The sequence below is a fragment of the Alteromonas sp. AWM4_230 genome (assembly GCF_056158305.1).
The window spans coordinates 946,908-973,802 of the sequence record NZ_JBSWTB010000001.1 but is presented as its reverse complement, the minus strand read 5'-3'; the positions used below and the strand labels follow the sequence as shown (position 1 = coordinate 973,802).

Annotated in this window: 23 protein-coding genes; 11 read left to right on the top strand and 12 right to left on the bottom strand. The window is 44.5% G+C overall.

Features of this window, described 5'->3' with window-relative positions; all coding sequences use genetic code 11:
- Positions 1-77: 77 nt before the first annotated feature.
- From rlmB to ACXACS_RS04170, 4 genes are all read right to left on the bottom strand, one after another.
- Positions 78-818, bottom strand: coding sequence for a 23S rRNA (guanosine(2251)-2'-O)-methyltransferase RlmB (gene rlmB / locus ACXACS_RS04185; protein WP_474804420.1), 741 nt, complete (start codon positions 816-818; stop codon positions 78-80).
- On the bottom strand, positions 819-3,236 hold the full coding sequence (gene rnr / locus ACXACS_RS04180) for a ribonuclease R (protein WP_474804417.1): 2,418 nt from the start codon (positions 3,234-3,236) through the stop codon (positions 819-821). It lies immediately after the preceding gene.
- 328 nt (positions 3,237-3,564) lie between these two features.
- On the bottom strand, positions 3,565-3,912 hold the full coding sequence (locus ACXACS_RS04175) for a HigA family addiction module antitoxin (RefSeq protein WP_474804414.1): 348 nt from the start codon (positions 3,910-3,912) through the stop codon (positions 3,565-3,567).
- A gap of 8 nt (positions 3,913-3,920) precedes the next feature.
- A complete protein-coding gene (locus ACXACS_RS04170) occupies positions 3,921-4,208 on the bottom strand; it encodes a hypothetical protein (protein ID WP_474804411.1) in 288 nt (95 codons plus the stop codon).
- A gap of 228 nt (positions 4,209-4,436) precedes the next feature.
- Between ACXACS_RS04170 and ACXACS_RS04165 the strand changes: the two genes are divergently transcribed.
- A complete protein-coding gene (locus ACXACS_RS04165) occupies positions 4,437-6,137 on the top strand; it encodes an alkaline phosphatase D family protein (RefSeq protein ID WP_474804408.1) in 1,701 nt (566 codons plus the stop codon).
- 63 nt (positions 6,138-6,200) lie between these two features.
- On the opposite strand, the gene ACXACS_RS04160 is transcribed toward ACXACS_RS04165, so the two are convergent.
- Positions 6,201-8,564 carry a TonB-dependent receptor gene (locus tag ACXACS_RS04160; protein WP_474804405.1) on the bottom strand — a complete coding sequence of 788 codons (2,364 nt, stop codon included), beginning with the start codon at positions 8,562-8,564 and terminating at the stop codon, positions 6,201-6,203.
- Positions 8,565-8,875: 311 nt separating this feature from the next.
- Here ACXACS_RS04160 and ACXACS_RS04155 point away from each other — a divergent pair, with 311 nt between their 5' ends.
- Together ACXACS_RS04155 and ACXACS_RS04150 are read left to right on the top strand one after the other, a co-directional pair.
- Positions 8,876-9,157, top strand: coding sequence for a PepSY domain-containing protein (locus tag ACXACS_RS04155; RefSeq protein ID WP_014950922.1), 282 nt, complete (start codon positions 8,876-8,878; stop codon positions 9,155-9,157).
- Between the two features lie 101 nt (positions 9,158-9,258).
- Positions 9,259-9,828: a cytochrome b/b6 domain-containing protein gene (locus ACXACS_RS04150; protein ID WP_474804401.1), complete on the top strand. Its 570-nt coding sequence runs from the start codon at positions 9,259-9,261 to the stop codon at positions 9,826-9,828.
- A 181-nt stretch (positions 9,829-10,009) separates the two neighbouring features.
- Here the strand turns inward: ACXACS_RS04150 and ACXACS_RS04145 are convergent, their stop codons facing one another.
- On the bottom strand, positions 10,010-10,654 hold the full coding sequence (locus ACXACS_RS04145) for a tetratricopeptide repeat protein (protein ID WP_474804399.1): 645 nt from the start codon (positions 10,652-10,654) through the stop codon (positions 10,010-10,012).
- Between the two features lie 162 nt (positions 10,655-10,816).
- On the bottom strand, positions 10,817-11,068 hold the full coding sequence (locus ACXACS_RS04140; protein ID WP_118491853.1) for a TIGR02647 family protein: 252 nt from the start codon (positions 11,066-11,068) through the stop codon (positions 10,817-10,819).
- 297 nt (positions 11,069-11,365) lie between these two features.
- On the opposite strand from ACXACS_RS04140, the gene ubiD reads away from it, so the two are divergent.
- From ubiD to ACXACS_RS04120, 4 genes are all read left to right on the top strand, one after another.
- Entirely contained in the window at positions 11,366-12,832 is a 1,467-nt protein-coding gene (ubiD, locus tag ACXACS_RS04135; RefSeq protein ID WP_179984729.1) for a 4-hydroxy-3-polyprenylbenzoate decarboxylase, read from the top strand.
- Between the two features lie 98 nt (positions 12,833-12,930).
- On the top strand, positions 12,931-13,626 hold the full coding sequence (fre, locus tag ACXACS_RS04130; protein ID WP_474804396.1) for an NAD(P)H-flavin reductase: 696 nt from the start codon (positions 12,931-12,933) through the stop codon (positions 13,624-13,626).
- Between the two features lie 201 nt (positions 13,627-13,827).
- Positions 13,828-15,240, top strand: coding sequence for a M28 family metallopeptidase (locus ACXACS_RS04125; RefSeq protein WP_474804394.1), 1,413 nt, complete (start codon positions 13,828-13,830; stop codon positions 15,238-15,240).
- A gap of 279 nt (positions 15,241-15,519) precedes the next feature.
- On the top strand, positions 15,520-16,545 hold the full coding sequence (locus ACXACS_RS04120) for a substrate-binding periplasmic protein (RefSeq protein ID WP_474804391.1): 1,026 nt from the start codon (positions 15,520-15,522) through the stop codon (positions 16,543-16,545).
- A 159-nt stretch (positions 16,546-16,704) separates the two neighbouring features.
- On the opposite strand, the gene ACXACS_RS04115 is transcribed toward ACXACS_RS04120, so the two are convergent.
- A complete protein-coding gene (locus ACXACS_RS04115; protein ID WP_474804388.1) occupies positions 16,705-19,431 on the bottom strand; it encodes an ATP-binding protein in 2,727 nt (908 codons plus the stop codon).
- Positions 19,432-19,654: 223 nt separating this feature from the next.
- On the opposite strand from ACXACS_RS04115, the gene ACXACS_RS04110 reads away from it, so the two are divergent.
- The 4 genes from ACXACS_RS04110 (at position 19,655) to ACXACS_RS04095 (ending at position 23,171) form a co-directional block, all read left to right on the top strand.
- Positions 19,655-20,212 (top strand): GbsR/MarR family transcriptional regulator, encoded by a 558-nt coding sequence (locus ACXACS_RS04110; protein ID WP_136783374.1) that lies wholly within the window; start codon positions 19,655-19,657, stop codon positions 20,210-20,212.
- Positions 20,213-20,223: 11 nt separating this feature from the next.
- Positions 20,224-21,597: a cytochrome ubiquinol oxidase subunit I gene (locus tag ACXACS_RS04105; protein WP_474804384.1), complete on the top strand. Its 1,374-nt coding sequence runs from the start codon at positions 20,224-20,226 to the stop codon at positions 21,595-21,597.
- Between the two features lie 11 nt (positions 21,598-21,608).
- Positions 21,609-22,616, top strand: coding sequence for a cytochrome d ubiquinol oxidase subunit II (locus ACXACS_RS04100; protein WP_474804381.1), 1,008 nt, complete (start codon positions 21,609-21,611; stop codon positions 22,614-22,616).
- 390 nt (positions 22,617-23,006) lie between these two features.
- The gene (locus tag ACXACS_RS04095) at positions 23,007-23,171 is read left to right on the top strand and encodes a hypothetical protein (protein ID WP_014950935.1); all 165 of its coding nucleotides are present in this window, start codon (positions 23,007-23,009) and stop codon (positions 23,169-23,171) included.
- A gap of 41 nt (positions 23,172-23,212) precedes the next feature.
- Here the strand turns inward: ACXACS_RS04095 and ACXACS_RS04090 are convergent, their stop codons facing one another.
- From ACXACS_RS04090 to ubiB, 4 genes are all read right to left on the bottom strand, one after another.
- The gene (locus tag ACXACS_RS04090; RefSeq protein ID WP_474804379.1) at positions 23,213-23,695 is read right to left on the bottom strand and encodes an Lrp/AsnC family transcriptional regulator; all 483 of its coding nucleotides are present in this window, start codon (positions 23,693-23,695) and stop codon (positions 23,213-23,215) included.
- 65 nt (positions 23,696-23,760) lie between these two features.
- A complete protein-coding gene (locus ACXACS_RS04085) occupies positions 23,761-24,405 on the bottom strand; it encodes a hypothetical protein (protein ID WP_474804377.1) in 645 nt (214 codons plus the stop codon).
- A gap of 351 nt (positions 24,406-24,756) precedes the next feature.
- Entirely contained in the window at positions 24,757-24,966 is a 210-nt protein-coding gene (gene cspE / locus ACXACS_RS04080) for a transcription antiterminator/RNA stability regulator CspE (RefSeq protein WP_012519905.1), read from the bottom strand.
- 293 nt (positions 24,967-25,259) lie between these two features.
- Positions 25,260-26,888: a ubiquinone biosynthesis regulatory protein kinase UbiB gene (ubiB, locus tag ACXACS_RS04075; RefSeq protein WP_474804376.1), complete on the bottom strand. Its 1,629-nt coding sequence runs from the start codon at positions 26,886-26,888 to the stop codon at positions 25,260-25,262.
- Positions 26,889-26,895 lie beyond the last annotated feature (7 nt).

The following is a 26,895-nucleotide window of genomic DNA, read 5'->3' as shown; positions in this document are numbered from 1 at the left end:
ACTCTCGGATCACGCGCTTTTTTTAAAGACATTATTAAGTTGGCTGTATTATGCCTGCGAATGCAGGCTACGAGCCTTTACAAACCGCGCTGTCGTACGATTTCGTATAAACAAACGCCAGTTGCTACCGACACGTTCAAACTTGTTACGCTACCAGCCATGGGTAACTTAACCAATTCGTCACAGGTTTCTTTTGTTAGTCGACGCATACCTTTGCCTTCTGCACCCATCACTAGTGCAGTAGGGCCTTTCAGGTCAACATCATAAAGAGTTTTGTCGGTTTCACCGGCTGTGCCAACAATCCAAAGGCCTTTGTCTTGAAGGTGCTTCAAGGTTCTAGCAAGGTTTGTAATTTGGATTAGCGGCATAACTTCAGCCGCACCACAGGCCACTTTTCGCACTGTGCCGTTTAAACTTGCCGACTTGTCTTTAGGTACAACCACAGCGTGTACGCCCGCCCCATCAGCTGTACGTAGGCATGCCCCTAGGTTATGAGGGTCGGTAATACCATCTAACACTAAAATTAGCGGCTGCGACTCTCGCTCAAGTATTTTATCAAGGTCCGCTTCATCCATTACGCGAGCAGGCTTTGCTTTGGCAACAACGCCTTGATGCTGTTCGCCGTTTACTTTCTCGTCTAACGCTTTACGCTGACTAAACTGAACTGAAATTCCGAAACGGCGGGCTTGGTTAACAATGTTGGTCAAGCGTTCATCGTTACGCCCTTTTAAAACCCACACTTCCATTACACGCTCGGGCTCTTTTTCAAGTACCGACTGCATGGCATGTAAACCGTATAACCATTCTTGCTGCGCCATTTAACGCTTACCTCTTTTATTCAATGACAATGTTTTTCCGCTGCTACCGCCTTTTGCGCTGCCGCGACTTGACGATTTTCCACCGCTTCGACTAGACGAGCTTGAGCCGCCTTTACCTTTGCTCCCTTTCTTATCAGAACGGGAGTCTTTACCAGAGCGGGGCTTATTATCAAAGCGAGTAGGTTTGTCTGAAGCCTTTTTAGCTGTCTTCACTTTTACCTTCTTGCCTTTAGTGCTGCGCAGCATAGACTTATCGAGTAATAAATCAATCTTTCTTTCATCAAGGTTAACTGCCGCAACGGTTACTTCAACCGTATCACCAAGTCTAAACTGACGATGGCCCGACTCACCCACTAGCGCTTGTTTAACATCATCATAGTGATAATAGTCATCATCTAATGATGTTATATGTACTAAGCCGTCAATATGGTATTCAGTAAGACGCACAAATAAGCCAAAGTTTGTAACCGAGCTCACTACCCCTTCGAAGGTGTCGCCAACATGGTCGAGCATGAACTCGCATTTAAGCCAGTCGGCCACATCGCGAGTCGCATCATCAGCGCGGCGTTCTGTCATTGAACACTGTTCACCAAGCTGCTCAATTTCTTCAACAGTGTAGTTTTTAGCACCGCTTACCGCTTTTTTACCCTGCTGTTTAGCAATAATACCTTTCAGCGCACGGTGTACCACTAAATCAGGGTAACGACGGATAGGTGATGTAAAGTGGGCGTAAGCTTCTAGTGCCAAACCAAAGTGCCCTACGTTTTCGCCATCGTAAACCGCTTGCTTCATTGAGCGTAGCAGCATGGTTTGAATAAGCTCTTCGTCTACTCGACCGCGGGTTTTAAGCACTACATCGGTAAACGCGGCTGGCTCAGCATCTTCTACAATGGCATGAGGGATACCAATTTCACTTAAGTAGCTGGTAAAAGCAGTAAGTCTGTCGGCGTCTGGCTTATCGTGTACACGATATAGCGCTGGCGCTTCATGCTTTTCTAACATCAACGCCGCACTTACGTTCGCCATAATCATGCATTCTTCAATAAGCTTATGCGCATCGTTACGCACTAAAGGCACGATATTTTCAATTTTGCGCTGGGCGTTGAATACAAACTTCACTTCCTGGGTTTCAAACTCAATAGCACCACGCTTGGCACGGGCTTTTTTGAGCGCGCGGTACAAGTCGTGAAGATTACGTAAATGAGGTACATGAGGCTCGTAACGCTGATGAAGTTCTTTGTCGCCCTGCAGAATATTCCACACTTTAGTGTAGGTTAAACGGGCGTGTGAGTTCATGACCGCTTCGTAAAACTGGAATTCTTCTAGTTTGCCATTTGCACTGATAGTCATTTCACACACCATACAAAGGCGGTCTACTTCAGGGTTTAGTGAACACAAACCGTTAGACAATACCTCTGGAAGCATAGGAATTACTTGGTCAGGGAAATAGACCGAGTTACCGCGCTGCTGCGCTTCATCATCAAGGGCAGAGCCTGTTCTTACATAATGACTTACATCGGCTATGGCTACCCATAGTTGCCAGCCACCATCGTCTAGCGGTTCGCAGTATACTGCATCGTCAAAGTCGCGGGCGTCTTCACCATCTATGGTAACAAGGGGAAGCTGGCGCAAGTCGATGCGACCTTCTTTGGCTTCATCTGGCACTTGGTCGGTAAGCTTTTCCACCTGCTTGGTTACGCCGTTTGGCCATTGGTGTGGAATATCGAACGTCCGAAGGGCCATTTCAATTTCCATTCCCGGCGCCATATGCTCGCCAAGTACTTCAACAATTTTTCCCACAGGGTTCATTTTACGGCGTGGACGCTGAGTAAGCTCTACCACTACTACCTGCCCCATGCGGGCGCCGTTAGTGCTTTCTGGTGGAATGACAATTTCATGCTGCAAACGGCTGTCGTCTGGCACTACCATGCCAAAGCCTTGCTCAACAAAATAACGACCAACAATAGGTTCGCTGCGCGGCTCAATGACTTGCGTCACAAAGGCTTCTTTTCTGCCGCGACGGTCGGTACCGCTAATACGCGCTTCTACCACGTCATCGTGAAGGAACAAATTCATTTGCCCAGCACTTATAAATAAGTCACCGCTTTTGTCTTCAGGACGCAAGAAGCCGTAACCATCTCGGTGACCGATAATTCTGCCTTTTATGAGTTCATCACGGTTTTGAAGTATGTACTTTTTCTGCTTAGTGAATTGCACCTGCCCTTCGCGCTCCATGGCACGTAGTCGGCGCTGAATACCAATTCGCGCTTCTTCATCGAACGCGTTCACCAAATTACAGATATCAAGAAACGACAACGGCTTGTCGTGTTCTTTTAATAAACTCATTAAATATTCGCGGCTGGCTACCGGATTTTCGTACTTTTCTTTCTCGCGCTGATAATGCGGATCATCACTCATGTATTTTTAAATTACCTTTAATTACTTTGTTCAAAACGTCTTCGATGGTGGCCTTTCTCTTAAAAGCGCTATGGAAAACATTGAATATGTTTTTTAGACACACAAACCAATTTTGGTTCATGTGGTTATTTGCTGCACAGTATAACAGTATTTGCACTAAAAGATTGTGCGTTATTCGGGCCCACAGGATTTGGAAAATTACTTCGCGAGGATCGCAGATAGCGCCGCTGTCAAAAGTAGCCCATTTTAGTGTAGGTGCTGAAAAAAAGTTTGGTAAGTCCGGCTTATCCAAGTATCACGGCGATGAGCCCGATAGCTGAAATAACAGTTAATAAATAGATTGTAAGCTGGGTTTATTATTTGCTGTCCTATATAAGTCGTAAGCGACTTGGTAATGCATCCATGCCTGAGCACTTATCCCACTTACGGCTTCAAGCTTACGTGCGAATTCAATAGTCAAACTTGAATGGCCGTTGACGAATCGCGATAAATGTTTGCATGAGACTTCTAAACATTGCGCAATCTCTGATTGCTTCAAGGGTGACTTCGACATGCACCTGCGTTTGAATACTTCACCTGGATGAGGTCTTTTAAGATGTTCGGGCCTTGAACCTCGCTCTCCGGTATCAATTAATGCTTTGCCCCGGTCATCTTGATATTCAATACCTATGTGCATGCTTTGTTTCATGGATTGTACTCTCTGTAATCAAGGCTGAAACAGTCACCATCGTTAAAATAGCAAGTTACCGCGCCACAAGGTTCTACATTATTCACCGTGATAGTCACATACCAAAGGGCGCTTCCTTCAGGGCTTACTGCTCCGATATCTAGCAAATCTGATACATGTGAGGCAGCATCTAAATCGAACAACGCGTTCCAGACTTCATGACGATATGCTAACGGCAGCCATTCATCGTAATCAGAGAGCCACATTGAAAGTAGCTTTTGATGTAGAAAGCTTACAATTGCCATCCAACTACCCATAAGATTACCACAGAGGTAATTTCACTTCAAAAAGGCGTTCATATGTTAACCAGAATCTAAAACGTAAACTTCGATCTAACGTACTGTTATTGATTCAACTAAGCCTGACATCTCTATGTCACAAACACTCAGTATAAAAATGGGTTTTTGTTGCATGAGCGTTCAACAAAACAATGACATCACCAGTTACCTTACAAACTTATAAAGAGCAGGCATATGGATAGAAGAACGTTTATAAAGCTGTCGTCATTCGCAGGTGCGAGCGTGGCAGTGTCTACAGGGCTAGCGGGCTGCACAGTGAGCAATTCAGCAAATAGCCAACCGCAAACTAACGCTACCTTTACCCATGGTGTGGCTAGTGGCGACCCGTTAAAAGACGCCGTTATTATCTGGACGCGCGCCGTCCCGACAACAGATTCAGGCTCGGGTTTAGCCAAAGCCGATATTTTATGGGAAATGGCAAGCGATGCTGATTTTGCCAACGTGGTAAGTAGCGGTATTGTTGAAGCGAAAGCAACACATGACTTTACCGTAAAGGTAGACGTGGCAGGTCTTAGTCCTGCTAACCGTTATTTTTACCGGTTTAAAAGCGCCAACAATACAAGCCCAGTGGGTGAAACCCGTACGCTTCCTGAAACCGATGTATCAAACGTCACGTTCGGCATATTTTCTTGTTCTAACTACCCCGCTGGCTTTTTCACGCCTTATATGGAAGCAGCTAAAAACGACAACATCGATTATGTATTACACCTTGGTGACTACATTTATGAGTACGATGGCAAAGGTTATGCGACAGAGCATGCAAAAGAGATTGGCCGAACCTATGCGCCTGATAACGATACCGAGCTTTATACGCTAACCGACTATCGCAATCGCTATGCGCTGTATCGCACGGATGAAGGCTTGCTGTCGTTGCATCAAAACAAGCCATTTATTGTTGTGTGGGATGACCATGAAATCACTAACGACACCTATAAAGACGGGGCGGAAAATCATCAAGCCGATGAAGGCGACTTTTATGAACGTCGTGCTGCGGCCGTTCAAGCTTATTATGAGTGGTTACCTATACGCCCGCCGTTTGGTACTGAGCGTTTAGAGATTTATCGCCAGTTTACCTTTGGTAAGCTTCTTGATTTGTACATGCTCGACACCCGCGTGCTTGCTCGCGACAAACAGCTTGAGTACGGCAACTACCGTGATGCTGAAACAAAAGCATTCGACCAAGCCCGTTTTATGAAAGACATCGGCAACCCCAACCGCGGTTTACTTGGTGAAACCCAGCGCAATTGGCTGCACTCTTCTATGCAGCAGAGCCAAGCTAAATGGCAGGTGTTAGGGCAGCAGCTATTGATAGGCCGCATGCTCTTCCCAGTATCTGTTTTTAATGGGGTTGAACGAAAAGATATTCCTGCTCATGTACATAGGCTCGCGAATATCAAACGCAAACAAAAGCAAGGTGGCGCACTTAGCGAACAAGAGCTTGCGCTTATCAATACGGTAATGCCCTACAACTTAGACGCATGGGATGGATACCCTGTTGAACGTGAACAGGTTCTGATGCAGCTAAAATCCATCGGCAAACCCGTTATTGCCCTTGCAGGTGATACTCATAATGCATGGCACAATAAGTTAACCCTGAAAGATGGCACAGAAGTAGGCGTTGAGCTTGCTACACCAGGCGTGACATCACCCGGTATGGAACATTATTTAAGTATGGATGATGAAAAGGCAGAAACCCTTGCCGACGATCTTCCGCTTCTTATTGATGATTTACAGTACTGTAATCTTCACCAGCGCGGCTTTATGACATTGACCGTTAGCGAGGATAACGCTAAAGCGACCTGGCACTATGTGGATGCGATTTTGACCAAGGCAGGAAAAGTGGTTAATACGCATAGCTATGAAATAAACGCGTAGTAAATAGAATTTGTTTAGATTAAGGCGCTTAACCCAGTTAAGCGCCTCTATTTTTAGGTATTCCTAAAACTCGTAGTAAACGCGCACACCAGCAATGCGTGGCATGCCGCGTACGAAGGTAGGAATGCCCAAGCCGCCACCCGTGTTACCTGCATCAATTAAGAACTCTTTATCAAACAGGTTGTTTACGTAAAATTCGTAGGCAAACTTGCTGTTGTCTTGAAGCAGTTTCACCGAAACATCGGTAAGTGAATAAGTGTCTTGAGAAAGACCAGGGTAATTACTGCTTTCAAAGAACACTTCAGATTGGAAGCTGGTTAGCCAGTTAACGTCAATGTCGAAGTTATTCATGTTGAATACTTTGTTGATGTTGATGGCACCGCTGACCTCTGGCGCAAGGCGGAATTTGTTACCGCCGTACTGGAACTCAGAACCATCAGCAGTACTGTCAGCAAATTCAGCGTCAAGGAAACCTAGGCTTGCTGTTAACGTGAGTGTTTCGCTGTAGTTATAGGTCGCCATGCCTTCAATGCCCGACATGGTCGAATCGCCTACCGTTACAGTAATAGACTGCAAGGTTTCCGCATCGGTAAAGCTTTGCTGATAGTCGCTGTATTCGTAGGTAAAAATGGCGCCCGAGAACAGGAAGTTGGCGCTTTGATACTTAACACCCAAATCGTAGCTATCTACAATTTCAGCTTTTGTCACGTTAACGCCACCCGCGTTTGCATCCACAACCGGTGAACGACGACCTTTGGCGTAGTTCGCATACAAGTTCCAGTTGTTGTTCACGTCATAGCTTACCGCGAAGCGTGGCAGAGTATCGTCAAAGTCGCGCTCGGCATCAAAAGTAAATGCACCATCTGCAGTGGTAAAGGTATTGCGGGTATAACGGGTTTCATTAATGTAGCGTACACCAGCCGTTACGTTAATATTGTCGGTAACAAAATACGACACTTCAGCAACATAAGATGCAATGTCTAACTCAGCTTCAAAGATAAACGGCCCTTGTGTCAATATAGACGGCAGCGCAGGGTTAGAAATAGGCGAACCATCTGCATTAAATAGCTGCGACACCAACATAGCACGTAGCGTTTCAATGTCTTCTAACGATGCGTCGGTAGCGATATTTTGGTTAAGTGGAATGTTCGAGGTGGACTCAAGCTGTGCTTTTACCGCATCGAAGGTACCACGTATAAATGGGTCTACCATCACATAGTAAGGCAAAATCGATTCATCTTGAGTAATAGACGCGCCAACAAACGCTGCAAGCTTGTCACCTGAGTCATACACCAAACGCATTGACGCACCTTGAAGTGTGGCATCGTTATCGAAATAAGCATCTTGAATACGCAGTGCAGAACCGTCTGCATCAAAACCTTCGCTTACTTCTACATCTTTATAGTAGGCATCGGCGTGTAGGCTAAGCATTTGGTTGAAATCGTAGTTTACAGTTAAGTCGTAGGCTTGAAGCGTACGCTCAATACCTAACTCACTGCCCAAGCTGAACTCAGCATCGGTAAAAGGGCTAGTATCTCCATCATTTGGTGCAATAGAACCTGACTTGAAAGCAATGCCCGGCTGGTCATTATACTCCATGGCCGCACGAGCAATAATTTCTAGCTTCTCATAGCTTGCAAGCCAAGTTGCGCGAAGTGCTTGCACCGACACCCCCTGAAGATCTTCGCTATTGCACGGTACTTCTTCACCTAAATGATTATACATGTTGGCATTACCGTAGTATGAATCAGCGCTACAGGCATTGTTTTCTACAATGCCGTCCATTTCTCGGTAAAGTCCGGCAATTCGGAAACTGTGGTTGTCGTTGATAGGCTGGTTGTACATAAACTCAACTTCTTGACCTTGCTCTGAGTTATAGCCAACCTGCACTTTACCTTCCTGTTCCAAGGTAGGAAGATTAGAGTGAATGCTTACCGCGCCGTTGGCTGCAGCCACACCAAATAGGGTCGGCTGCGGGCCTTTTAAAACCTCTACGCGGGCAATATCGTAAAGCGCCACACTGGCTACGGTTTTTTTACTGATATCAAAGCCATCTTGGTATACCGATATACGAGGCGTTGCCGCCACTGACGAAACATCATCGGTGACACCGCGAATATTAAAAGATGGTAGGCTTACGGCTTGTTCCTGAATTTGAACGTTTGGCAATATTCGAGAAAGCTCGTCAAGCTCCATAATGTTGGTGCGCTCTAAGAACTCACTGCCGATTACATCCATAGTAACAGGCACATCCATTACGGACTGCTCACGCATTTGGGCAGTTACTGTAATCTCTTCTATATAGTCAGTTTCGTTTTCTGTGTCGGGCGCTACTTCTTGTGCAATTGCTGCGCTTGATAGAGCAAACGCAATCGTTGTAGCAAGTAAAGAGCGTGAATAAACGGATCTAGGGTACAGAGGACGCATCAAATCATTCCTTTCGTGTGCTTAGTGGGTGTTTTATGTGTTTTTATAAGCAGTTCACCGGTAGATTGGCGACATTGCCTACTTTTTAGAATTATCGAAGCACAAGAATGTAGAACGCTTTTGCGAAGGTTCGATGAAGCATAGGTGACAAGTCAAAGGCACTTTTGTGACAGATATATACCATTCGAAAAATCTAAGCCGCGATAAATGGCTATTGCAATATGCCCCTTTGAATCATAGAGCAAACTAAGTACACTCATTCCACGTAGGACAGAATTAACGTTTAACTAAAAAGCGAAATGGAGACTGCAATGAAAAAATTAATGATGGCTACGGCTATTGGCGCTGCGACCCTATTAAGTGCTTGTAGTGCAGAGCATGGCACTACGCAGTGTACTACTGCACCTGAAGCTGAATGGCAAAACCAAGATGCGTTTCAGGCTCAGCTGTTAGCGCAAGGTTATAAAATTAACGAGTTTAAAGTAACAGGTGGTAACTGCTACGAAATCTACGGCTTCGACAAAGAAGAAAATAAAGTAGAAATTTACTTCAACCCAGTTGATGGCAGCATTGTTAAGAAAGAAATGCACTAGGTGTGTTTTAGCAAACGGCTCATAGCTCGTTTGCTTTGAGACTTGATAAAAACGCTGCAAACTATTGCAGCGTTTTTGTTTTACCTTAAGAAAGTGATGTAATGTACAGACCTAAAGATACGCCTTCGGATATTTATATTTGGGATTGGGTAGTGCGCCTGTGCCACTGGGGCCTTGTCGCTACCTTTGTGACCAACTATTTTATTGTGGAGCCAGGTCGCCTTTATCACGAAATAGCTGGTTACACAGCGGTAGCGCTTATATCCATACGGGTTAGTTGGGGCTTTTTATCAACCAAATTCGAAGCTAGTAAAAAGGTTGCCACTGAATACGCAAGCTTTTCTAACGTGTCATTGCATCAACAAGCCTTCGCTGAACATATACAACACGTAAAACAAAAGAAAGTTCCCACTCATCATGGCCATAACCCTTTCGGCTGGCTAATGATAATGGCCGTTATCACGCTACTGCTGGGCTTGGGTATTACCGGTTTTATGATGGAAGAAATAGATGCCATGTTCGGTAATAGTACGCTGGAATGGATACACAGCATTATCGCCGATGTGCTTTACGCATGTGTGCTAGTGCATGTTGCTGCAGTGTTTGCTGTGCAATATATGGGAAATATTCAGTTAGTTCGCCCTATACTCACAGGCTGGCGAAGGCGTTAAGCCCCTTTTCGCGTGAAAATGCACTGAAGCCATAAATGCACAAAGGCTATCGCTATTGCAGAAGCCAGCTCATGCTAACTGCTAGCTTTTTCCTGTTGCTCGGATTGCCTGCTGCCCGTTGTGTTTAAATCTACTCTCGTAATCAATTAGGCGTTTGATACCAATTAGGTACTAATGTCATTTAGCTATCTAAAGGACGCTTTGCTTCACGCACAGCTTTCGGATGCATTAATTTTTCTAAGCGAGCGAGGTAAGACGATATTTGCTGATGCTGTTTTTTATCGTTGGTCACAGAGTTATAAAGCCAGTGGTAGGCATCTTCATAATCGTAAGGGCTGCCGTGACCGTCTAAAAACAACTCGACCAAACGAATCTGCGCTTTTAGGTTTTTAAGTGCCGCGGCTTCTCGTAAGTACACCACCGCGCGTGCTTTATCCTGCTGTACCAGCGTGCCCTTTGCATAGTAACGTCCAAGCTGCTCAAGTGCCGCTGGCAAACCTTGATTCGCTGCGTCTTCCATATAACCAATTCCACGAGCGGGTTCAGCATCTACGCATACCCCCCACGCCAGCATATCGCCCCATAAAAATTGGTAGGCTGGAATTTTTAGCACATCGGCGCGAGCTTCGATGTCTTGAACAAGCTGACATCTGTCTTCTACCACTTTATCTAGGTGAGTATTCGCGTTAATCATGTCGATGAGCGCGTCTTGACTGTAAAGCTGAACTGCACGCAGTTCTTCTATCGTCTCACCTTCAAGCGCATGAGCAGAAAACCCCGCTACGGAGGCACAGATTAATAAAGCGGTAGATATAATTCGTTTCATAGCTAAGCAATAAATGTTGATAACGCAAACTTAGTTTAGTTATCGACCTATTATAGATTAACTTAACCAAGAGACGCTTTTCTTTACGTAAATAATCGCGAGCGGCCAAAGCCTATTTCACTTTGGCCTATCTGCTAAAAGATATAGCAAAAAACGTTTAGGCTAATGACTACTTTTTCGCGGGCACATGGCGGATTGGATATGACGGGCGTGGTCGGCTAAATCAATACCTAAATCAGTTAGGTAACCACCGTCTGGCTGGGTAATTAAGCCTTTCGAGTACAGCCTGGATGCTGCGTTCACCATGCTTTGACTGGCATCGTGATGAATTTTCAGCCCCTGAAGTAGACTGTCTGCAGGAAACTTCAGTAGCAAATTTAACTCGTCTAGCATGTCCTGATCGAATGAACTCATGTAACCACCTTAGGCAAAAAAAGGGTTATTAGGGTTTTAATGCACGCGCATTACTGCGGCGTGTTATCGCAAAGCACTAAAATAGAAGGGCTAAGTAAGAATACGCACGCCGTGCGCTATTGGCCCGTAATTGTTAAATTTCATAACATATTGCTATATCACACTTAAATGGCGCCACTGTAAAGGTTAATTTGTCTGTAGAACGTTTAATGTTGGTTTCACACCGCTTACTGATCGGACTTTGCACTAAAATGGTATATTCTTGCCATAAATAACGTGTGTGGATACGCCAAACAGATGAAGTACAAAGATTTACGCGACTTTATTCGCCAGCTTGAAGCAAAAGGCGAGTTAGTGCGCATTAGCCAGCCCATTGATACCGACCTTGAAATGACAGAAATTGCCGATAGGACTTTGCGTGCTGGCGGCCCTGCGCTGTTGTTTGAAAACCCTAAAAACCACGATATGCCGGTACTGGCAAATTTATTTGGTACGCCAGAGCGCGTAGCGATGGGCATGGGGCAAGACTCTGTGGAAGCGCTACGCGAAGTGGGCAAACTGCTGGCGTACCTAAAAGAACCAGAACCGCCCAAGGGGCTTAAAGATCTTTGGGAAAAGTTGCCTGTGTTTAAGCAGGTGCTGAACATGCCCGCTAAAGTGCTAAAAAAAGCACCTTGTCAGGAGGTGGTACTTACTGGTGACGATGTAGACTTATCAAAAATTCCGGTTCAGCGCTGTTGGCCGGGTGACGCTGCACCCTTGGTAACCTGGGGTTTGAGTGTTACTAAAGGACCACACAAAAAGCGCCAGAATTTGGGGATTTACCGTCAGCAAGTTATTGGCAAAAACAAACTCATTATGCGCTGGCTATCACACCGTGGTGGTGCGCTAGATTTTCGTGAGTGGTGTCAAACTCATCCAGGTGAACCCTACCCTGTATCTGTTGCGCTCGGTGCAGATCCCGCCACTATTTTGGGCGCGGTTACTCCTGTACCAGATACCCTTTCAGAATATGCTTTTGCAGGCCTACTGCGCGGTGATAAAACCGAAGTGGTTAAATCTATCAGTAATGATTTGCAAGTTCCTGCTAGCGCTGAGATTGTACTTGAAGGCTATATTGCTCAGGATGAAACTGCGCCTGAAGGCCCTTATGGCGATCACACTGGGTATTACAACGAAGTCGACGACTTCCCTGTGTTTACCGTTACCCATATTACGCACCGTAAAGATCCTATTTATCATTCAACCTATACAGGGCGCCCGCCCGATGAACCAGCCATTTTAGGTGTTGCGCTAAACGAAGTGTTTGTACCAATTTTGCAAAAGCAGTTCCCTGAAATTGTTGATTTCTATTTGCCACCGGAAGGCTGCTCTTATCGAATGGCGGTGGTAACGATGAAGAAACAGTACCCAGGCCACGCTAAGCGTGTGATGATGGGCGTGTGGTCTTTTCTAAGACAGTTCATGTACACGAAATTTGTGATAGTGTGCGATGACGACGTTAACGCGCGCGACTGGAATGATGTTATCTGGGCTATCACTACCCGTATGGACCCAGCCCGCGACACGGTGATGATAGAAAATACGCCTATCGATTACTTGGACTTTGCGTCCCCGGTATCAGGGCTAGGTTCGAAAATGGGCATGGACGCCACAAATAAAATGCCCGGCGAGACCGACCGTGAATGGGGCGTGCCCATTGTGATGGACGAAGACGTTAAAAAACGCGTTGATGATATTTGGGACAGTCTTGGTATTATGTAGCGACTCGATGTAGCGCTATTAACGATTATTAAAGCATGCGCTTGTCTTAAAGCGCATAAAAAGGCGACACGCTAAGCAAGAAGGTTTAAAGAAAATACATGTCAGAGATTAAGTGCAAGGTTGCAAGCATCACGCCTTTAACCGAAGTGGTACAAAAAGTTGAATTAACGCCAGAAAGCCCTGTTGAATTTAAGGCGGGTCAGTACGCTATGGTGGTAATGGGCGAAAAAGATATGCGCCCATTTTCTATTGCTAATGCCGCCTTCGATAATAGCCGCATTGAATTACACATTGGTGCAGAGCCTGGCAACAGTTACGCTGGTGAAGTGCTAGAGCGCATGCGTGCAGATGGCGAAATTACTGTAAACGTAGGTAATGGTAATGCCTTTTTGCAAAGCAATGGCTTGCCTATGGTGCTAATTGCTGGTGGTACTGGCTTCTCGTATACCTACTCAATTCTGCAAGAGCATCTTAATAGCGGTGACAAAACACCACTTACCCTTTATTGGGGTGGAAAACACGCGGCTGATTTGTATTTAGCTGACAAGCTAACTGAACTCGCTGAAACTAACGATCACTTCACTTTTGTGCCGGTAGTAGAGTTTGCATGTGACGAGTGGAAAGGCAGAACGGGCTGGGTACACCATGCGGTTATGGCAGACCACGTCGACTTTTCAAACGTTCAGGTTTACGTTGCAGGTCGTTTTGAGATGGCTAAAGTGGTGCGCGATGACTTTACACAGCGCGGCTTAAAAGTTGAAAACCTATTTGGCGACGCATTTGCGTTTATTTAAGCACTAGCGTAAACCTCATATTGTGAAAGCCGGCGAATGCCGGTTTTTTCGTTCTTTGTTACAGATCGTTTTTTATACTCAGCGCCTTACTCCGCTTTTCAATCGCAATGACTTGCGATGACCAACCATTAAACAGGTTTACTCCAATTGTAGACAAGCCACGTATTAGTTATGGTGAAAAGATAATTACTGGAGAAAACAATGATAAAAAACCTATCCACACTCGCTAACATAAGCGCCATAATAAGAACAAATAGTCTGCTGGCCTCAGCCATATTGCTAAGTAGCACTGCATCTTTCGCTGCTCACGCACAAAGCGAACAGCAGCAAGCACTTTACGATATTGCTAAAAATGTCTCTGCCGAAAACATTGAAAAAGACATTACCAAGTTGGTGAACTTTGGTACACGCCATACTCTCTCTGAAACCGAGTCTGATACCCGCGGTATAGGCGCTGCGCGTCGCTGGATTAAATCTGAATTTGATAAAATTTCAGCTGAGTGCGGTGGTTGCTTAGAAGTGTACTACCAATCAGAAGTGATTAGTGGTGAGAAACGTATTCCAGACCCAGTGGAAGTGGTCAGCGTAATTGCGATTCAGCGTGGTACCACCGATCCAGGCCGTTACGTCATCATGTCAGGCGACATCGATTCACGAGTGTCTGATGTGATGGATTTCACCTCTGACTCACCAGGGGCAAACGACAACGCCTCTGGTGTTGCCGGTACCCTTGAAGCTGCGCGAGTACTATCCAAATACAAGTTTAACGGCAGTATCGTGTATGCTGCTTTATCTGGCGAAGAGCAAGGGCTTTTCGGCGGGCGTATTATGGCAAACCAAGCCAAGAAAGACGGTTGGCGAATTAAAGCTGTGCTCAATAATGACATGATAGGTAATATCGAAGGGGTTAACGGTGTGATTAATAACACCACCGCTCGCTTGTTTGCCGAAGGTACACGCGTAACCGAAACGGAAAAAGAAGCGCGTATGCGACGATTCACTGGGGGTGAAGTAGACTCGCCAAGCCGAAACCTTGCCCGCTATATCGATAAAATCGCCGATAAATACATTGAAAATTTAGACACTATGGTGATTTATCGCCTAGACCGCTTTGGTCGTGGTGGCCACCATCGCCCGTTCAATGATTTGGGCTACCCGGGTATTCGTATTATGGAAACTAACGAAAACTACACCCGCCAGCACCAAGACCTTCGCGTAGAAGACGGTATTGCCTATGGCGATACCTTAGATGGCGTTAACTTTGACTACGCCGCTAAGCTTACCGGTTTAAACGCTGTTTCTCTTGCAGCAATGGCGTGGGCGCCTAACCCACCTGCAAACGTAGAAATTGCCGGTGCAGTTCAGCCTTCAACCTTTTTAAAATGGGATGCACTAGATGCAAAACAAAACCCGCAGCTTAAAGGTTACAAAGTATATTGGCGTCATACTGATGCACCGCAATGGGAATACAGTAAATTTGTGGGTAACGTTACCGAAGCCATGCTTGAGAACGTGGTTATCGACAACTACTTTTTTGGCGTTGCCAGCGTGAACAAGGACGGTGTTGAAAGCGTTGTCGTTTATCCAGGTCCTGCGGGAAGCTTTGGAGAATAAGCGTTTAAATTGAGCGTTTATATTACGCGTACTTACACGCATTCAATTACGCCCTCAATTACGCACCCAATCAAATTCGTGGCGTTAAGCTGGTAATGAAACTGGCTTATCGTCACGAATGACTTTACTCAACAAAAGCCTGCCTAGACGTTAGCATGACACACAATTAATTGATGCCGCTTACATTTTGTTAATTTAAACCAATGCGGGTTTATTGGAATTAAGTGACTAACTACATTACAGTGTAATAAATGCATGACGGCAGTTCGGAGTTCACCTTTGGTAAGATTCAGCGCGTTTTCGCTCTCTTTTTTCACTCGACGCCTTTCCCTGTTAGGTATAAGCCTAGCACTTTGTTTAGTTAACATTTCTCCTTTAAAAGCTGCCACAACGACTTTGGGTGCCGCTACCTTTGAAACTTATATAAGCGATGATGGTGAGCCTGCTCGAATTAATGCTTTGCTTGAAAAGGTGTTTGAAAAGGCGGAGTTGGATATTCAACTTCGGGTTATGCGACAAGCTTTTTTAGGTAGTTCCGTACTAACTGGGAAGCTAAACGGTGAATTTGCCTATATCAACTTGGGTGAAGACAGCAGCAATTATTTTCTATCCGACATTTACTTACCTGTTTATCTTTACGCAGTAAGTAAGAAGGCAAACGTAGAAGACATAAAACTTTTTCCACACTTAAAAGGTAATCGCGTCGCCATAGAAAACCGCTTTGCAAATACACCCTCGTTCAGACTACTTAAAGATATAAAGTGGTCGCGCAACCCCACAACGTTTGATGCCTTTCGCCAACTTGCCGATGATAGAGCACCTTACTTAATTACCACTCAGCTTCTCGCACAAGAACTAAATATACTGCTTGCCAACGATAACGAAGAAACTTTGCACTTTTCAGCAAAGCCTTTAGCCAAAACGGGGTTTCAAATAGCTATCAGTAAAAATGTTGCCAGTGCTGAAAGCATTATTGCGAAATTTAACCAAGCCTTATCGGAGTTACAGAATAACGGTGAACTTAATCAGCCTCTTGCATTGGCATGGCTAACGAAAGATGTGAATGGAGATGGCGTAGCCGACTATATTGGGCATAGCAGCATAACTACCGCCTCTGACCTACTTAATACGGCCTATTCCCTTGACGGGAAACCGACTTCTGAAAACAGCGTGTTTTATATTAACGGTGAAGGGTATGCATCGTTAGAAGATGCTCGCGCTGCGCTTCCCTCTAAAGAAAATACATTACCTCGCGATTCACTACTAGATAAAACCACGTACCAACTACTGCTTCGCCGCTGGTAGATAAATTTTGAAAGCCTAACAGATCCTAACTCGCTGTTGGGCATCAACGGAGCCTGATTTAAGACTCTATATTCAGGTTGTAGTCAATACAATGCCACGCAGTAGGCACTTATCCGCGCGCTGAAGGCTGACTAGACTTACAGGCGCGGTTTTCAGCTATTAGAGTGACGTTTCTGGCATATACATTTCCAAAATAGTCAGCAACTCTTCTCCGTCAACGGGTTTAGATACATAATTATTAAAGCCTGCTTTAAGGGCTTTAACGCGGTCTGATGTATAGGCGTATGCGGTAAGTGCCACAGCGTTGAGCTTCGCAATCTCGGGGATTTCGCTAGCTCTTATTTTTAACACTAGACCTAACCCATCCATTTCCGGCATGCCAATATCCGACAGTAATAGATCGAAAGCTTCGGGCATATCGTTTAGCTCTTTCCATGCGAGCAGCCCGTTTTTAACTACGTTGACGCGGGCACCGTTAGACTCTAAAAACAGCTTTATAAAGTCACGGGCGTCTTGCTCGTCTTCTGCTACCAAGATTCGTAAACCGCTTAAACGCAAAGACTCGGTTAAATCACTGATTTCGCTATTCTTGGTTTCGATAATGTCATCGTGCAAACTAAGAGGAGCAATAGGCAAAGATACAAAGAAAGTAGTCCCGGAATTTAGTCCATCGCTTTCGGCGCGAATTTCCCCGCCGTGCATTTCAACTAGGCTCTTTACAATAGATAAACCCAGCCCCAAGCCAAGTTTGTTATGAGAGTCTTTACCTTGGTAAAAGCGTTCAAAAACCCGGGCTATCTGATCTTGGGTCATTCCTTTACCGTTGTCTTTTACACGAAACAAGTAGTTAGAATGTTCCCTTCGCCCCCGCACATGTACGGTTCCACCTTTTGCTGTAAATTTAAGAGCGTTACTGAGCAGATTATTTATCACCTGCTTAATACGCAAATTATCACCCAGAATTTGAGTATGCTCATCTTCGCAATTGATCGACAAATGGATATTTTTACTGGCAAAGCCCGCTTCAAATGATTTAGCCACCTCAGAAATAGATGAAGCAATATTAAGTGAATGCGTGCTGAGCTTCATGGTGCCGGAGATAATGCGCGATAAATCTAAGATATCGTTAATTAACGCGGCCTGTGTAGACGCAGCGCGTTTGATAACGCCTAATGCATCGGACATTCTATCGACATTCGTCACATCCATCAGTGCTAAGTCCGTCCAACCTACAATAGAATTAAGGGGCGAACGAAGTTCATGGGAAATACTCGCCAAAAACTGATCTTTAGCTTTATCTAACTCTTCTAATTTACTAATTTGCTTATCGAGCGACGCTTTTAAGCTTAGCGCGTAAGGTATAAATAGGTGATCAAAACCTTCTATTATAAGCTGATCATCCTCGCTCCACTCTACCGACTCATCAGCAACACTTTGTAAGTACATATCAAAGGAATTACGAGGCGTTAGTACCTTACCAATATCTTTGTTTGCGGCCTCGCGGCCCGCCCATCGTATAGTTTTGTCTTTTTGCTCTCTAAACCAAACCGTGTAGTAACCAAGCTTGGCGGATACACAGGAAATATACATGCCGCGAATGCCATTAAGGTCACATTGTTCCGACACTTCTTCCGCCAACTTGCTAATAGCAATTGACTCTTCAGAGTTTGGAATGACGAATTTGTCAAGAAGGCGAGTTAATGTTTGTTCAGAGGGCGTTTTTCCTACTAAATACTTATCTACAGGGGTAATAACCGCCATACCACATGCATTGGCAACATCCAAAAGGCCTTTTTCTTTTTGGGTTATCGCCTCAAGCGGGTTAGCAAAGCCAGTAAGCTGGTGAATAATAGTGTTTAGCTTACGTTGGCGAATTTGAAACTGCTCTTTCTTTTCATGCAAGGCTTTAGTATGTAGCTGCCACGCATAGAGATGACCGAGGGATTCGCATACCAAACGCTTTTTTTGGTCGATATATTTAGGCTCGTTATTGTGACAAGCAAGTAACCCCCAAAGTTTACCTTCAAACACAAGGGACACTGAAAACGATGAACGTATACCCATGTTTTTAAGATAAGTAATATGAACCGGCGACACTGAACGAACCATAGACATGGATAAATCCAGTGGCGGTCGCTCTGCTTCTTGCACTGTTGGCTTTAAAGCAATAGGGTTTTGTTCTACGTCAAATACGCAACGTACGCGATTTTTTAAGTACAGAGCTCGGGCTTGGCTAGGAATATCAGATGCCGGAAATTTCAAACCTTTGAAAGAGCGTGAAGCTGGTAATTTTGCTTCGCCAATTACTTCTCCGCTATAGGTTTTATCGAATTGATAAACCATCACCGAATCAAACCCTATGTAGCGCTTAAATACGCCCGCAATGGCGTCTGCGACATCACCGATAGACTCGCACCCATCCACATCAGGAAGCAACGTGCGAATATCTACGTCCATCGGTACCCATTGTTGGGCAGCTTCATAGCTAAGCTGCGGGGTAGGCTCTAATTCAATAACAAGTAAACCGTTTGAATCGAACGCGACACCGCTCCCCTCTTTTTCCCAGTTGTCTAAATGAAGCGCGTTGTCGGCAAATTTCCATTGATACGCTCGGCGAGTGTTTCCGCCTTTTACGCTTTGATAAATACTTTGAAAAGTGGGGGCATCTTCGGAAGGGGTATCTATGAGCTCAGTGATGAGAGTTTCACCCGCAATGATACTGACTTTAAATAGCTCATTAATGTTTTCACTGAACACCTGAATTTTTTTAGTTTCAGGGTCTACCGCTATAACGTAACCAAAGCTTTGAACACTTTCGATTAGGTGGATAGCTTCATCTTCGCAGTTCTGAAGCGTCTTTATCTTTTTATCTGTAACGTGCTGCATTGCCTTGGCCGAGAAATTTTGAAAGCGAACTTTCATGAGGGTTTTAATTACACAACCACGATAACAACTTATTGCAACCAAAGCATGCAATATCGTTGAAACTTTCCTAATTAACTTTTATTAAATTATCAATAAAATTTAGCTTACAAAGCACTTTATTGTTGCCTTTTTTGATCCTACACAATAAACTTTCAATAATTTCTGAAACTTCTGGAAAATAAGAATGAAAATGACGCCTTTAATTACATCTGCAGTCATGCACTTCGGCGAAATGGGAAGCCGCTGGGGTTTTAATCGTACAGTAGGGCAAATTCTTGCGCTTATTGTATTAAACGAAGAGCCCATTTCTGCACAAGAGGTTGCCGATGCGCTCAATATCTCGAGAGGCAATACCAGTATGGGTTTAAAAGAGCTTCAATCATGGCGCCTAGTAAAACAACATCACGTTCCCGGCGAGAGAAAAGAATTCTTTATTCCCGCTGGCGATATCTGGACATTAGCAAACCGGGTTTTTGAAGAGCGTAGAAAGCGTGAAATAGATCCCACCATGAGCCTGCTTCGGGATCTGCTGCTCGATGCACCTGCTAATGAAAAGGAGGCGAACGCTCAGCATAAACTGAACGAAATTCATGATTTACTCGAATCAATTACTGCATGGTCTGAAGAGCTTCAAAATCTTGGACCTGAAAAGCTAAACACGTTGATGAAGTTAGGTTCTGGCGTGGGCCGTATGCTTGAGCTTAAGGACAAGCTGCTTCCGGGGAAAAACAGCGTTAACTAAGGGGGCTCTCTGTGGATGCATTCTTGCTGTCTCGATTACAATTTGCGTTAAATATTAGTTTCCATATTTTATTTCCAACCATCACCATGGCGATGGGCTGGTTTCTATTCTATTTTAAACTGCGTTCTAACATTTCAGGTCACCCTGTGTGGATGCGCATGTATCGTTTTTGGGTACGTGTATTTGCCCTAAGCTTTGCATTAGGCGTGGTTAGCGGCGTCACAATGTCATTTCAGTTTGGCACTAATTGGCCTGGATTCATGGAGAAAGTGGGTAACGTAGCAGGCCCTCTTTTAGGTTACGAAGTCCTTACCGCATTCTTTTTAGAAGCCACATTCCTGGGTATCATGCTATTCGGTATACGCCGTGTTCCTAACTGGCTGCATACAGCATCCACCCTTATAGTCGCTCTCGGCACCACAACATCTGCATTTTGGATATTAGCGCTTAATAGCTGGATGCAAACTCCACAAGGTTTTGAAGTAGTTGATGGGGTGGTTTATGCCACAAACTGGAAAGAAATTATTTTCAACCCATCTTTCCCTTATCGCTTTGCTCATATGATGTTAGCGTCCGGATTGACAGCTAGTTTCTTAATAGCGGGGCTTTCGGCATACCGCATGCTTAAAGGCGACGACAAGCTTGCGCCTAAGCTCGCGCTTAAAACTGCCACCTATACGGCGGCAGTGTTAATTCCGCTGCAAATTTTTGCTGGCGACATGCATGGTTTAAATACCCTTGAACATCAGCCGCAGAAAGTAGCGGCGATGGAAGGGCTTTGGGAAACCACTGAAGGCGCACCTTTGTTGCTTTTTGCAATTCCTGACGAAGAAAGCAAAGAGAATCATTTTGAAATTCCTATTCCCTACGGTGCAAGTTTAATTCTTACCCATGAGCTCAAAGGAGAGATAGAAGGGCTTAATGAGTTTGAGGGAGAGCACCCACCTGTAGCCCCTGTTTTCTTCGGCTTCAGAGTCATGGTAGGTATGGGTATGCTAATGCTGGCTGTTTCATGGCTTGGTAGTCTTTACCTTATTCGCAAGAAAGAATTTCCTGTATGGCTGAAACGTACGTTTGCAGGTATGGCATTTAGCGGCTGGATAGCAACGTTAGCTGGCTGGTACGTTACAGAAATAGGTCGACAGCCTTATTTGGTGAGTGGCGTCTTAAGAACCGCTGATGCTGTTACCCAATTGCCACCGGCCAATATTGCTCTGTCGTTCACGCTTTACCTCGTCATTTACACGGTGCTCTTAATCGCATACATGGGAACGCTTATGTTGATGTGTAGAAAAGCAGTGGAAATCGAGGAAATAACGACGGAAGAGCGCGAAGTAGCGAAGGCTAAGATGCAACCCTCTGAACCTGACCCAAGCACGGTATAAGGAGAGCAAACATGTTTGAAAATGTATCAGCAGAAATGCTTGGAAACATCTACGTCGGCTTACTTGGTTTATCTGTATTACTGTACGCTATTTTAGATGGCTATGACTTAGGTGTTGGCGTATTAATACCGCCAAGAAAAGAGGCTTTTCGCGACGATATGATAGCCTCTATTGGGCCTTACTGGGATGCCAATGAAACCTGGCTTGTGCTTGCCATAGGCTTACTGCTCATTGCTTTTCCTGAAGCCCATAGCGAGTTTCTGCAAACTCTGTACTTACCTGCAACTTTCATGTTGTTAGGGCTTATTTTGCGCGGTGTGGCATTCGATTTTCGCGCCAAGGTTGTGCAGGTGAAAAAGCGTAAGTGGGATTTAGTATTTAAATACGGTTCGCTTTTAACTACGCTCGCGCAAGGATACATGTTAGGTATTTACGTGACAGGGCTTCGCACTGATATTTGGGCTCAAGGCTTTGCTCTACTTGCGGCATTTGGAGTAACAGCGGCCTATGCATTTATTGGCTCATGCTGGTTAATACTCAAAGGCGAAGGAGAGCTTCAAGAAAAAGCATATTATTGGGCACGCCGAGGGTTGGTTGTACTGGCTGTGGGAATTACTGCAGTAAGTATCGCTAATTTAACCCTACACGATGATGTGCGAGACTTATGGCTGTCTGCACCTTGGGGCTATGTGCTTTTTGCTATACCCGTAGCATGTTTTGCGCTTTTAGCATTGTGTGGGGTATTGCTTAAAAAGCTGCCTGACGCTCAAGGTAAAGGCGAATGGCTTCCGTTCTTTATAGCCTTGCTTGTATTTTTACTTTGCTTTACCGCATTTGGCATTAGTTACTACCCGTTTATTATACCTGGGCAGATGACGGTGATGGATGCGCTCAGTGACGCTAACTCCCTGCGCTTCTTGCTAGTCGGTGTAGTTATTGTTGTGCCAATCATTCTGGCTTATACGGCCATGGTGTATAAGATTTTCTCCGGTAAATCAGAGAAGCTTTCTTACTACTAGTATTTATTATTGGGATCCCAGCAGATCCTAATTACTCAAAACAATAGTGAACATCACTGATAGTCAGTGGTGTTCACTTTCTATTCAGCGCTATAATTGGCGCTTATACGTTGTGAGTTTATTCTGTTTCCAACTACTTTCTGGCCTGTGGCGTTTTCGGCGACGACTATAACCTGCTCGGAAACTCGATCTGAAAACCTGCGATCAAAATATGATCCTTTCCCTCGAACAATGTATACCAATGAATAGAGGATGCTCAGTTCTACTGAGTCTATCCTTATTATGTGAACGAGATATCTAAATTGTTTAATGACAATTATTTTGTTGACATCAAACTGTAATATTACTATATTTTATTTGGGGCAATTTTTACTAGAAGGAGCCAATACTATGGAAAATGTATTCCATTCGTTCTCACGGTTCTTCAAACGCGCGCACCCCTATACAGTCGCTCATTACATCGGCCGTAAAAATGCGCAGCGTATCTTAGGATGTAAAATTAAAAAGAAATCCAAGATATTTGCCGACCAGCACGTTGAAGACCAAAATCATTAATTTATATGGGGCCCGTCAAACCGGCCCATTTTTTTGGCGTATTAAATGTGGTTTAAAGGGACTGAGGTTGTGTACTTAATCTGTTCCATGGCAAAGCTAGAGGTAACGTCTGAAAACTCTATACCGTTAACCAATCGTTTATAAAAGTGGTCGAAGCAATCCATATCGGTGACGAGGACTTTCAGCAAGTAATCGTACTCCCCTGACATACGATAACATTCAACAACTTCATCAAATGACGCGGCGTGCTTGGCGAAACTTGCTAGCCATTTTCCATCGTGCTTTCCTGCTTTCACTTGAACGAAAACCGTCATTGCAAGGCCTAGCTGCTTTGCTTGCAACAGCGCCACTCGTTTAGAAATTATGCCCTTCTCTTCTAGCTTTTGAATGCGTCGCCAGCAGGGAGTGACCGTTAGCCCGACTTGCTCGGCGATTTCTGCAACAGGCGTATCAGCATTATTCTGAAGCATGGCCAAAATGGCTTTATCTATTGCGTCTATAACGCTCATTTTTTCATTAGCCATAGCAAAACCTAGCCCTTCTCCCCAACACTTTCAGTTGTATATTTGTTTTGTTACTCATACTTTAATTAAAGCCACCAAGGCTTTGAAAAATCGACGTTTTCAGTGGCAATTTCATACTGATAGGGAGGTTTAAATAAATCCCAAAACGCTTCGCGTAGGTCTTCATCCACTATGTCAAGCTTACCCGCATCACGATAGCGAGAGAGGAGTTTGTTGTAACCATCGATAGGCATTTGCGGGTTAGACTGTCGAAAAACAACACGACCACCAAACTCTTCGAACATGGTTTTTTCAGCTTGGAATTGCATTACCTGCTTAACCGCTATTTCTTCGATAGGTTTAGATGAAGTTTCGCTAGATACCTGACTCTTAAACTTATCGATAAACTTATTTACTAGCGCTTGATCAAGAGCAATACCTCTTTCCTTAGCGTAATCCTCTAACACTAGTTCGAAAATCTTGTTAGACGCGTTTACACGTGTGACATATTCGAGCACTTCGGCGTAGGAATCTTTCGCCTGGTCCTTCATGCTTTGACGCTTTTCTTCACTGGGCATTACGTCTACTGCTCGAATTTCGGTACTGAGCACTGTTGCCAAAACATTCTCGCCAACGACTAGTCCATCTGCTTGGGCAGCATAAGTAGAGTTTGAACAAAGAAGAAGTAGTAAAGCAGCCAGTGTGGTCCGAATAATTGATGTGATGCGCATAAAGCACTCCCTGAAAGCGTATTCATCGTTATATCGAGTAAAGCATTAAACACCATGACTACGCAATACTGTGGCGTACTGATATTAGGAATATGCTGCGAGCATCAAAATTATTGGGGTGAACGAGTGCTTATGTGATCTGGTGCGGTGTAAACAAGAAACGGTAACGATAGTTACGCTGAAGACTGGCAATTGAAGAAAAGCGCTATTCGTTAAAAGTGAGTTATACCAAAAGCGTTATAGACTAAAAATGTTATGCACTAAAACCCTAGTCAAGCATTTAGCGTGAGCGTGGGAAATGCAGACAATAGAAAGAAAAACGGCGGTCAAATGACCGCCGTTTTTGAATTCTTAGATAGCTTGCACGTTAGCAGCTTGAAGACCTTTTTGACCTTCTTCAACTTCAAATTCTACTCGCTGACCTTCTGGAAGCGTTTTGTAACCGTCAGAGATGATCGCACGGAAATGAACGAAAACGTCCTTGCCGCCGTTATCTTGAGTTAGGAAACCGTAACCTTTATCAGCGTTGAACCACTTAACTGTGCCTGTAACTTTAGACATGTCGTATAGACCTCAAATATCGTATTAAATTGCGCATAAGCGCGTGTAACAAAGTTCTTTAGAGTCTTTAAATTGGCGGAGTATTGGGTCTTACTTACGAATGGACAAACAACTTACAACAAATTACCGGGTAACTCGAGTGGTTTAACATATAGCAAATAATACAAAATCGCGTCTATTTAAAGACTTTGGCTTAGAGCCGTATCCACTATAACACTCTTCGGGACGATTACTATACAAATTAATTAATTAACTACGGATTTCATAAATATTTCACCGCAGCGTAACAAAAATCACAGCCCTTTTCGCCACGCTAAATACCAACAAATTGCGCCGATTACTCCCGTACTTGCAGGGAAATACCAAGATAAGTCATAAATTGGCAATATTGCTGACATCAGTACAAAGGTTGCACCTACTAGGCTTAAGTGAGTGGTCTGAGTTGTTTTCTTCTGCTCTTGAATCAGTGCCAAATGTGCCCTCTGCTGTTGCAATGGCAAGCGCTTCATTTGCTGTAAACTGTCGTAAAGCAGGTCTGGCATTTCAGGGAGTTTTTCAGACCAGAAAGGCAAGTTGTCTTTTACTTTCCCCATCATAGCCGTAAAACCAATTTGTTCCTTCATCCAGTTTTCGAGGAACGGCTTGGCGGTTTTCCATAAATCGAGCTGGGGGTAAAGCTGACGACCTAAACCTTCGATATACAGCAAGGTTTTTTGCAGTAACACCAATTGCGGCTGTACCACCATATTGAAACGTCGTGCCGTGTTAAATAGCTGTAGCAGTACGTTACCAAAGGATATTTCTGCCAAAGGCTTTTGAAATATCGGTTCGCATACTGTGCGAATGGCCATTTCGAACTCATCAATGTTGGTATCTTGCGGCACCCAACCTGAGTCGGCGTGAAGTTGCGCCACTTTGCGATAGTCGCGGTTGAAAAAGGCGATAAAGTTTTCGGCCAAATAGCGCTTATCTTCGCGATTAAGCGTACCAACAATGCCAAAATCGATGGCGATGTATTTGGGGTTTTCAGGATGTTCCGTAGATACAAAAATGTTGCCCGGATGCATATCAGCATGGAAAAAGCTATCCCGGAATACTTGGGTAAAGAAAACTTCAACCCCGCGCTCTGCTAACTTTTTCATGTTGGTGTTTTGGGTTAACAAAGCATCGATATTGGAAATAGGTAAGCCGTAAATACGCTCCATAACCAATACATTACTGCGACAGTAGTCGCTGTAAATCTTAGGTACGTATAAGGCGTCTGAGCCCTCAAAATTACGTCCTAGCTGGATACCGTTAGCTGACTCACGGAGCAGATCAAGCTCATCTACAATGGTTTTGCGGTATTCCACTACCACTTCTACAGGGCGTAAACGCTTGCCGTCTGGCAACCAACGCTGTAGGACATTTGCTAGGCTAAATAAAAGCTCCATATCCGCCACTATGGTATCGCGAATATCCGGCCTTAATACCTTTACTACAACATCTTCGTTATTGTGCTTTAACTTTGCTGCGTGAACTTGCGCAATAGAGGCCGACGCGAGTGGCGCGGTTTCAAATTCGCTAAACAACTCATTTAAATTAGACAGCCCTAGCGCCTGCTTGATGATGTCTTGCGCAGCGTCTGACGAGAAAGGTGGTACTTTGTCTTGTAAGCGGGCAAGCTCATTAGCAATAGCTGGGGGAAGCAGGTCGCGGCGTGTAGAAAGCATTTGACCAAACTTGATAAAGACTGGACCAAGGTTTTGCAATGCAAGAGTAATGCGCTCCCCAGGAGATTTCCCTTTATGCTTATTGCGCACCCAAAAAATGGCATGGCGCATAATTCGCGCGTACCAGGGTAACCACTTCGCTGGAATAAGTTCATCTAAACCGTGTTCCAACAATACCTTGTTAATTCGGTATAACCTAACAATACGCATTTATGAG

Excerpts from the sequence above, each read along its gene's own strand:
- ACXACS_RS04085 (WP_474804377.1), bottom strand. The coding sequence starts at position 24,405 with ATGCGCATCACATCAATTATTCGGACCACACTGGCTGCTTTACTACTT.
- ubiD (WP_179984729.1), top strand. The coding sequence starts at position 11,366 with ATGAAGTACAAAGATTTACGCGACTTTATTCGCCAGCTTGAAGCAAAA.
- ACXACS_RS04155 (WP_014950922.1), top strand. The coding sequence starts at position 8,876 with ATGAAAAAATTAATGATGGCTACGGCTATTGGCGCTGCGACCCTATTA.
- cspE (WP_012519905.1), bottom strand. The coding sequence starts at position 24,966 with ATGTCTAAAGTTACAGGCACAGTTAAGTGGTTCAACGCTGATAAAGGT.
- ACXACS_RS04175 (WP_474804414.1), bottom strand. The coding sequence starts at position 3,912 with ATGCACATAGGTATTGAATATCAAGATGACCGGGGCAAAGCATTAATT.
- ACXACS_RS04165 (WP_474804408.1), top strand. The coding sequence starts at position 4,437 with ATGGATAGAAGAACGTTTATAAAGCTGTCGTCATTCGCAGGTGCGAGC.
- rnr (WP_474804417.1), bottom strand. The coding sequence starts at position 3,236 with ATGAGTGATGATCCGCATTATCAGCGCGAGAAAGAAAAGTACGAAAAT.
- ACXACS_RS04170 (WP_474804411.1), bottom strand. The coding sequence starts at position 4,208 with ATGGCAATTGTAAGCTTTCTACATCAAAAGCTACTTTCAATGTGGCTC.
- ACXACS_RS04110 (WP_136783374.1), top strand. The coding sequence starts at position 19,655 with ATGAAAATGACGCCTTTAATTACATCTGCAGTCATGCACTTCGGCGAA.
- ubiB (WP_474804376.1), bottom strand. The coding sequence starts at position 26,888 with ATGCGTATTGTTAGGTTATACCGAATTAACAAGGTATTGTTGGAACAC.
- rlmB (WP_474804420.1), bottom strand. The coding sequence starts at position 818 with ATGGCGCAGCAAGAATGGTTATACGGTTTACATGCCATGCAGTCGGTA.
- fre (WP_474804396.1), top strand. The coding sequence starts at position 12,931 with ATGTCAGAGATTAAGTGCAAGGTTGCAAGCATCACGCCTTTAACCGAA.
- ACXACS_RS04140 (WP_118491853.1), bottom strand. The coding sequence starts at position 11,068 with ATGAGTTCATTCGATCAGGACATGCTAGACGAGTTAAATTTGCTACTG.
- ACXACS_RS04145 (WP_474804399.1), bottom strand. The coding sequence starts at position 10,654 with ATGAAACGAATTATATCTACCGCTTTATTAATCTGTGCCTCCGTAGCG.
- ACXACS_RS04125 (WP_474804394.1), top strand. The coding sequence starts at position 13,828 with ATGATAAAAAACCTATCCACACTCGCTAACATAAGCGCCATAATAAGA.
- ACXACS_RS04115 (WP_474804388.1), bottom strand. The coding sequence starts at position 19,431 with ATGCAGCACGTTACAGATAAAAAGATAAAGACGCTTCAGAACTGCGAA.
- ACXACS_RS04150 (WP_474804401.1), top strand. The coding sequence starts at position 9,259 with ATGTACAGACCTAAAGATACGCCTTCGGATATTTATATTTGGGATTGG.
- ACXACS_RS04100 (WP_474804381.1), top strand. The coding sequence starts at position 21,609 with ATGTTTGAAAATGTATCAGCAGAAATGCTTGGAAACATCTACGTCGGC.
- ACXACS_RS04160 (WP_474804405.1), bottom strand. The coding sequence starts at position 8,564 with ATGCGTCCTCTGTACCCTAGATCCGTTTATTCACGCTCTTTACTTGCT.
- ACXACS_RS04090 (WP_474804379.1), bottom strand. The coding sequence starts at position 23,695 with ATGGCTAATGAAAAAATGAGCGTTATAGACGCAATAGATAAAGCCATT.
- ACXACS_RS04095 (WP_014950935.1), top strand. The coding sequence starts at position 23,007 with ATGGAAAATGTATTCCATTCGTTCTCACGGTTCTTCAAACGCGCGCAC.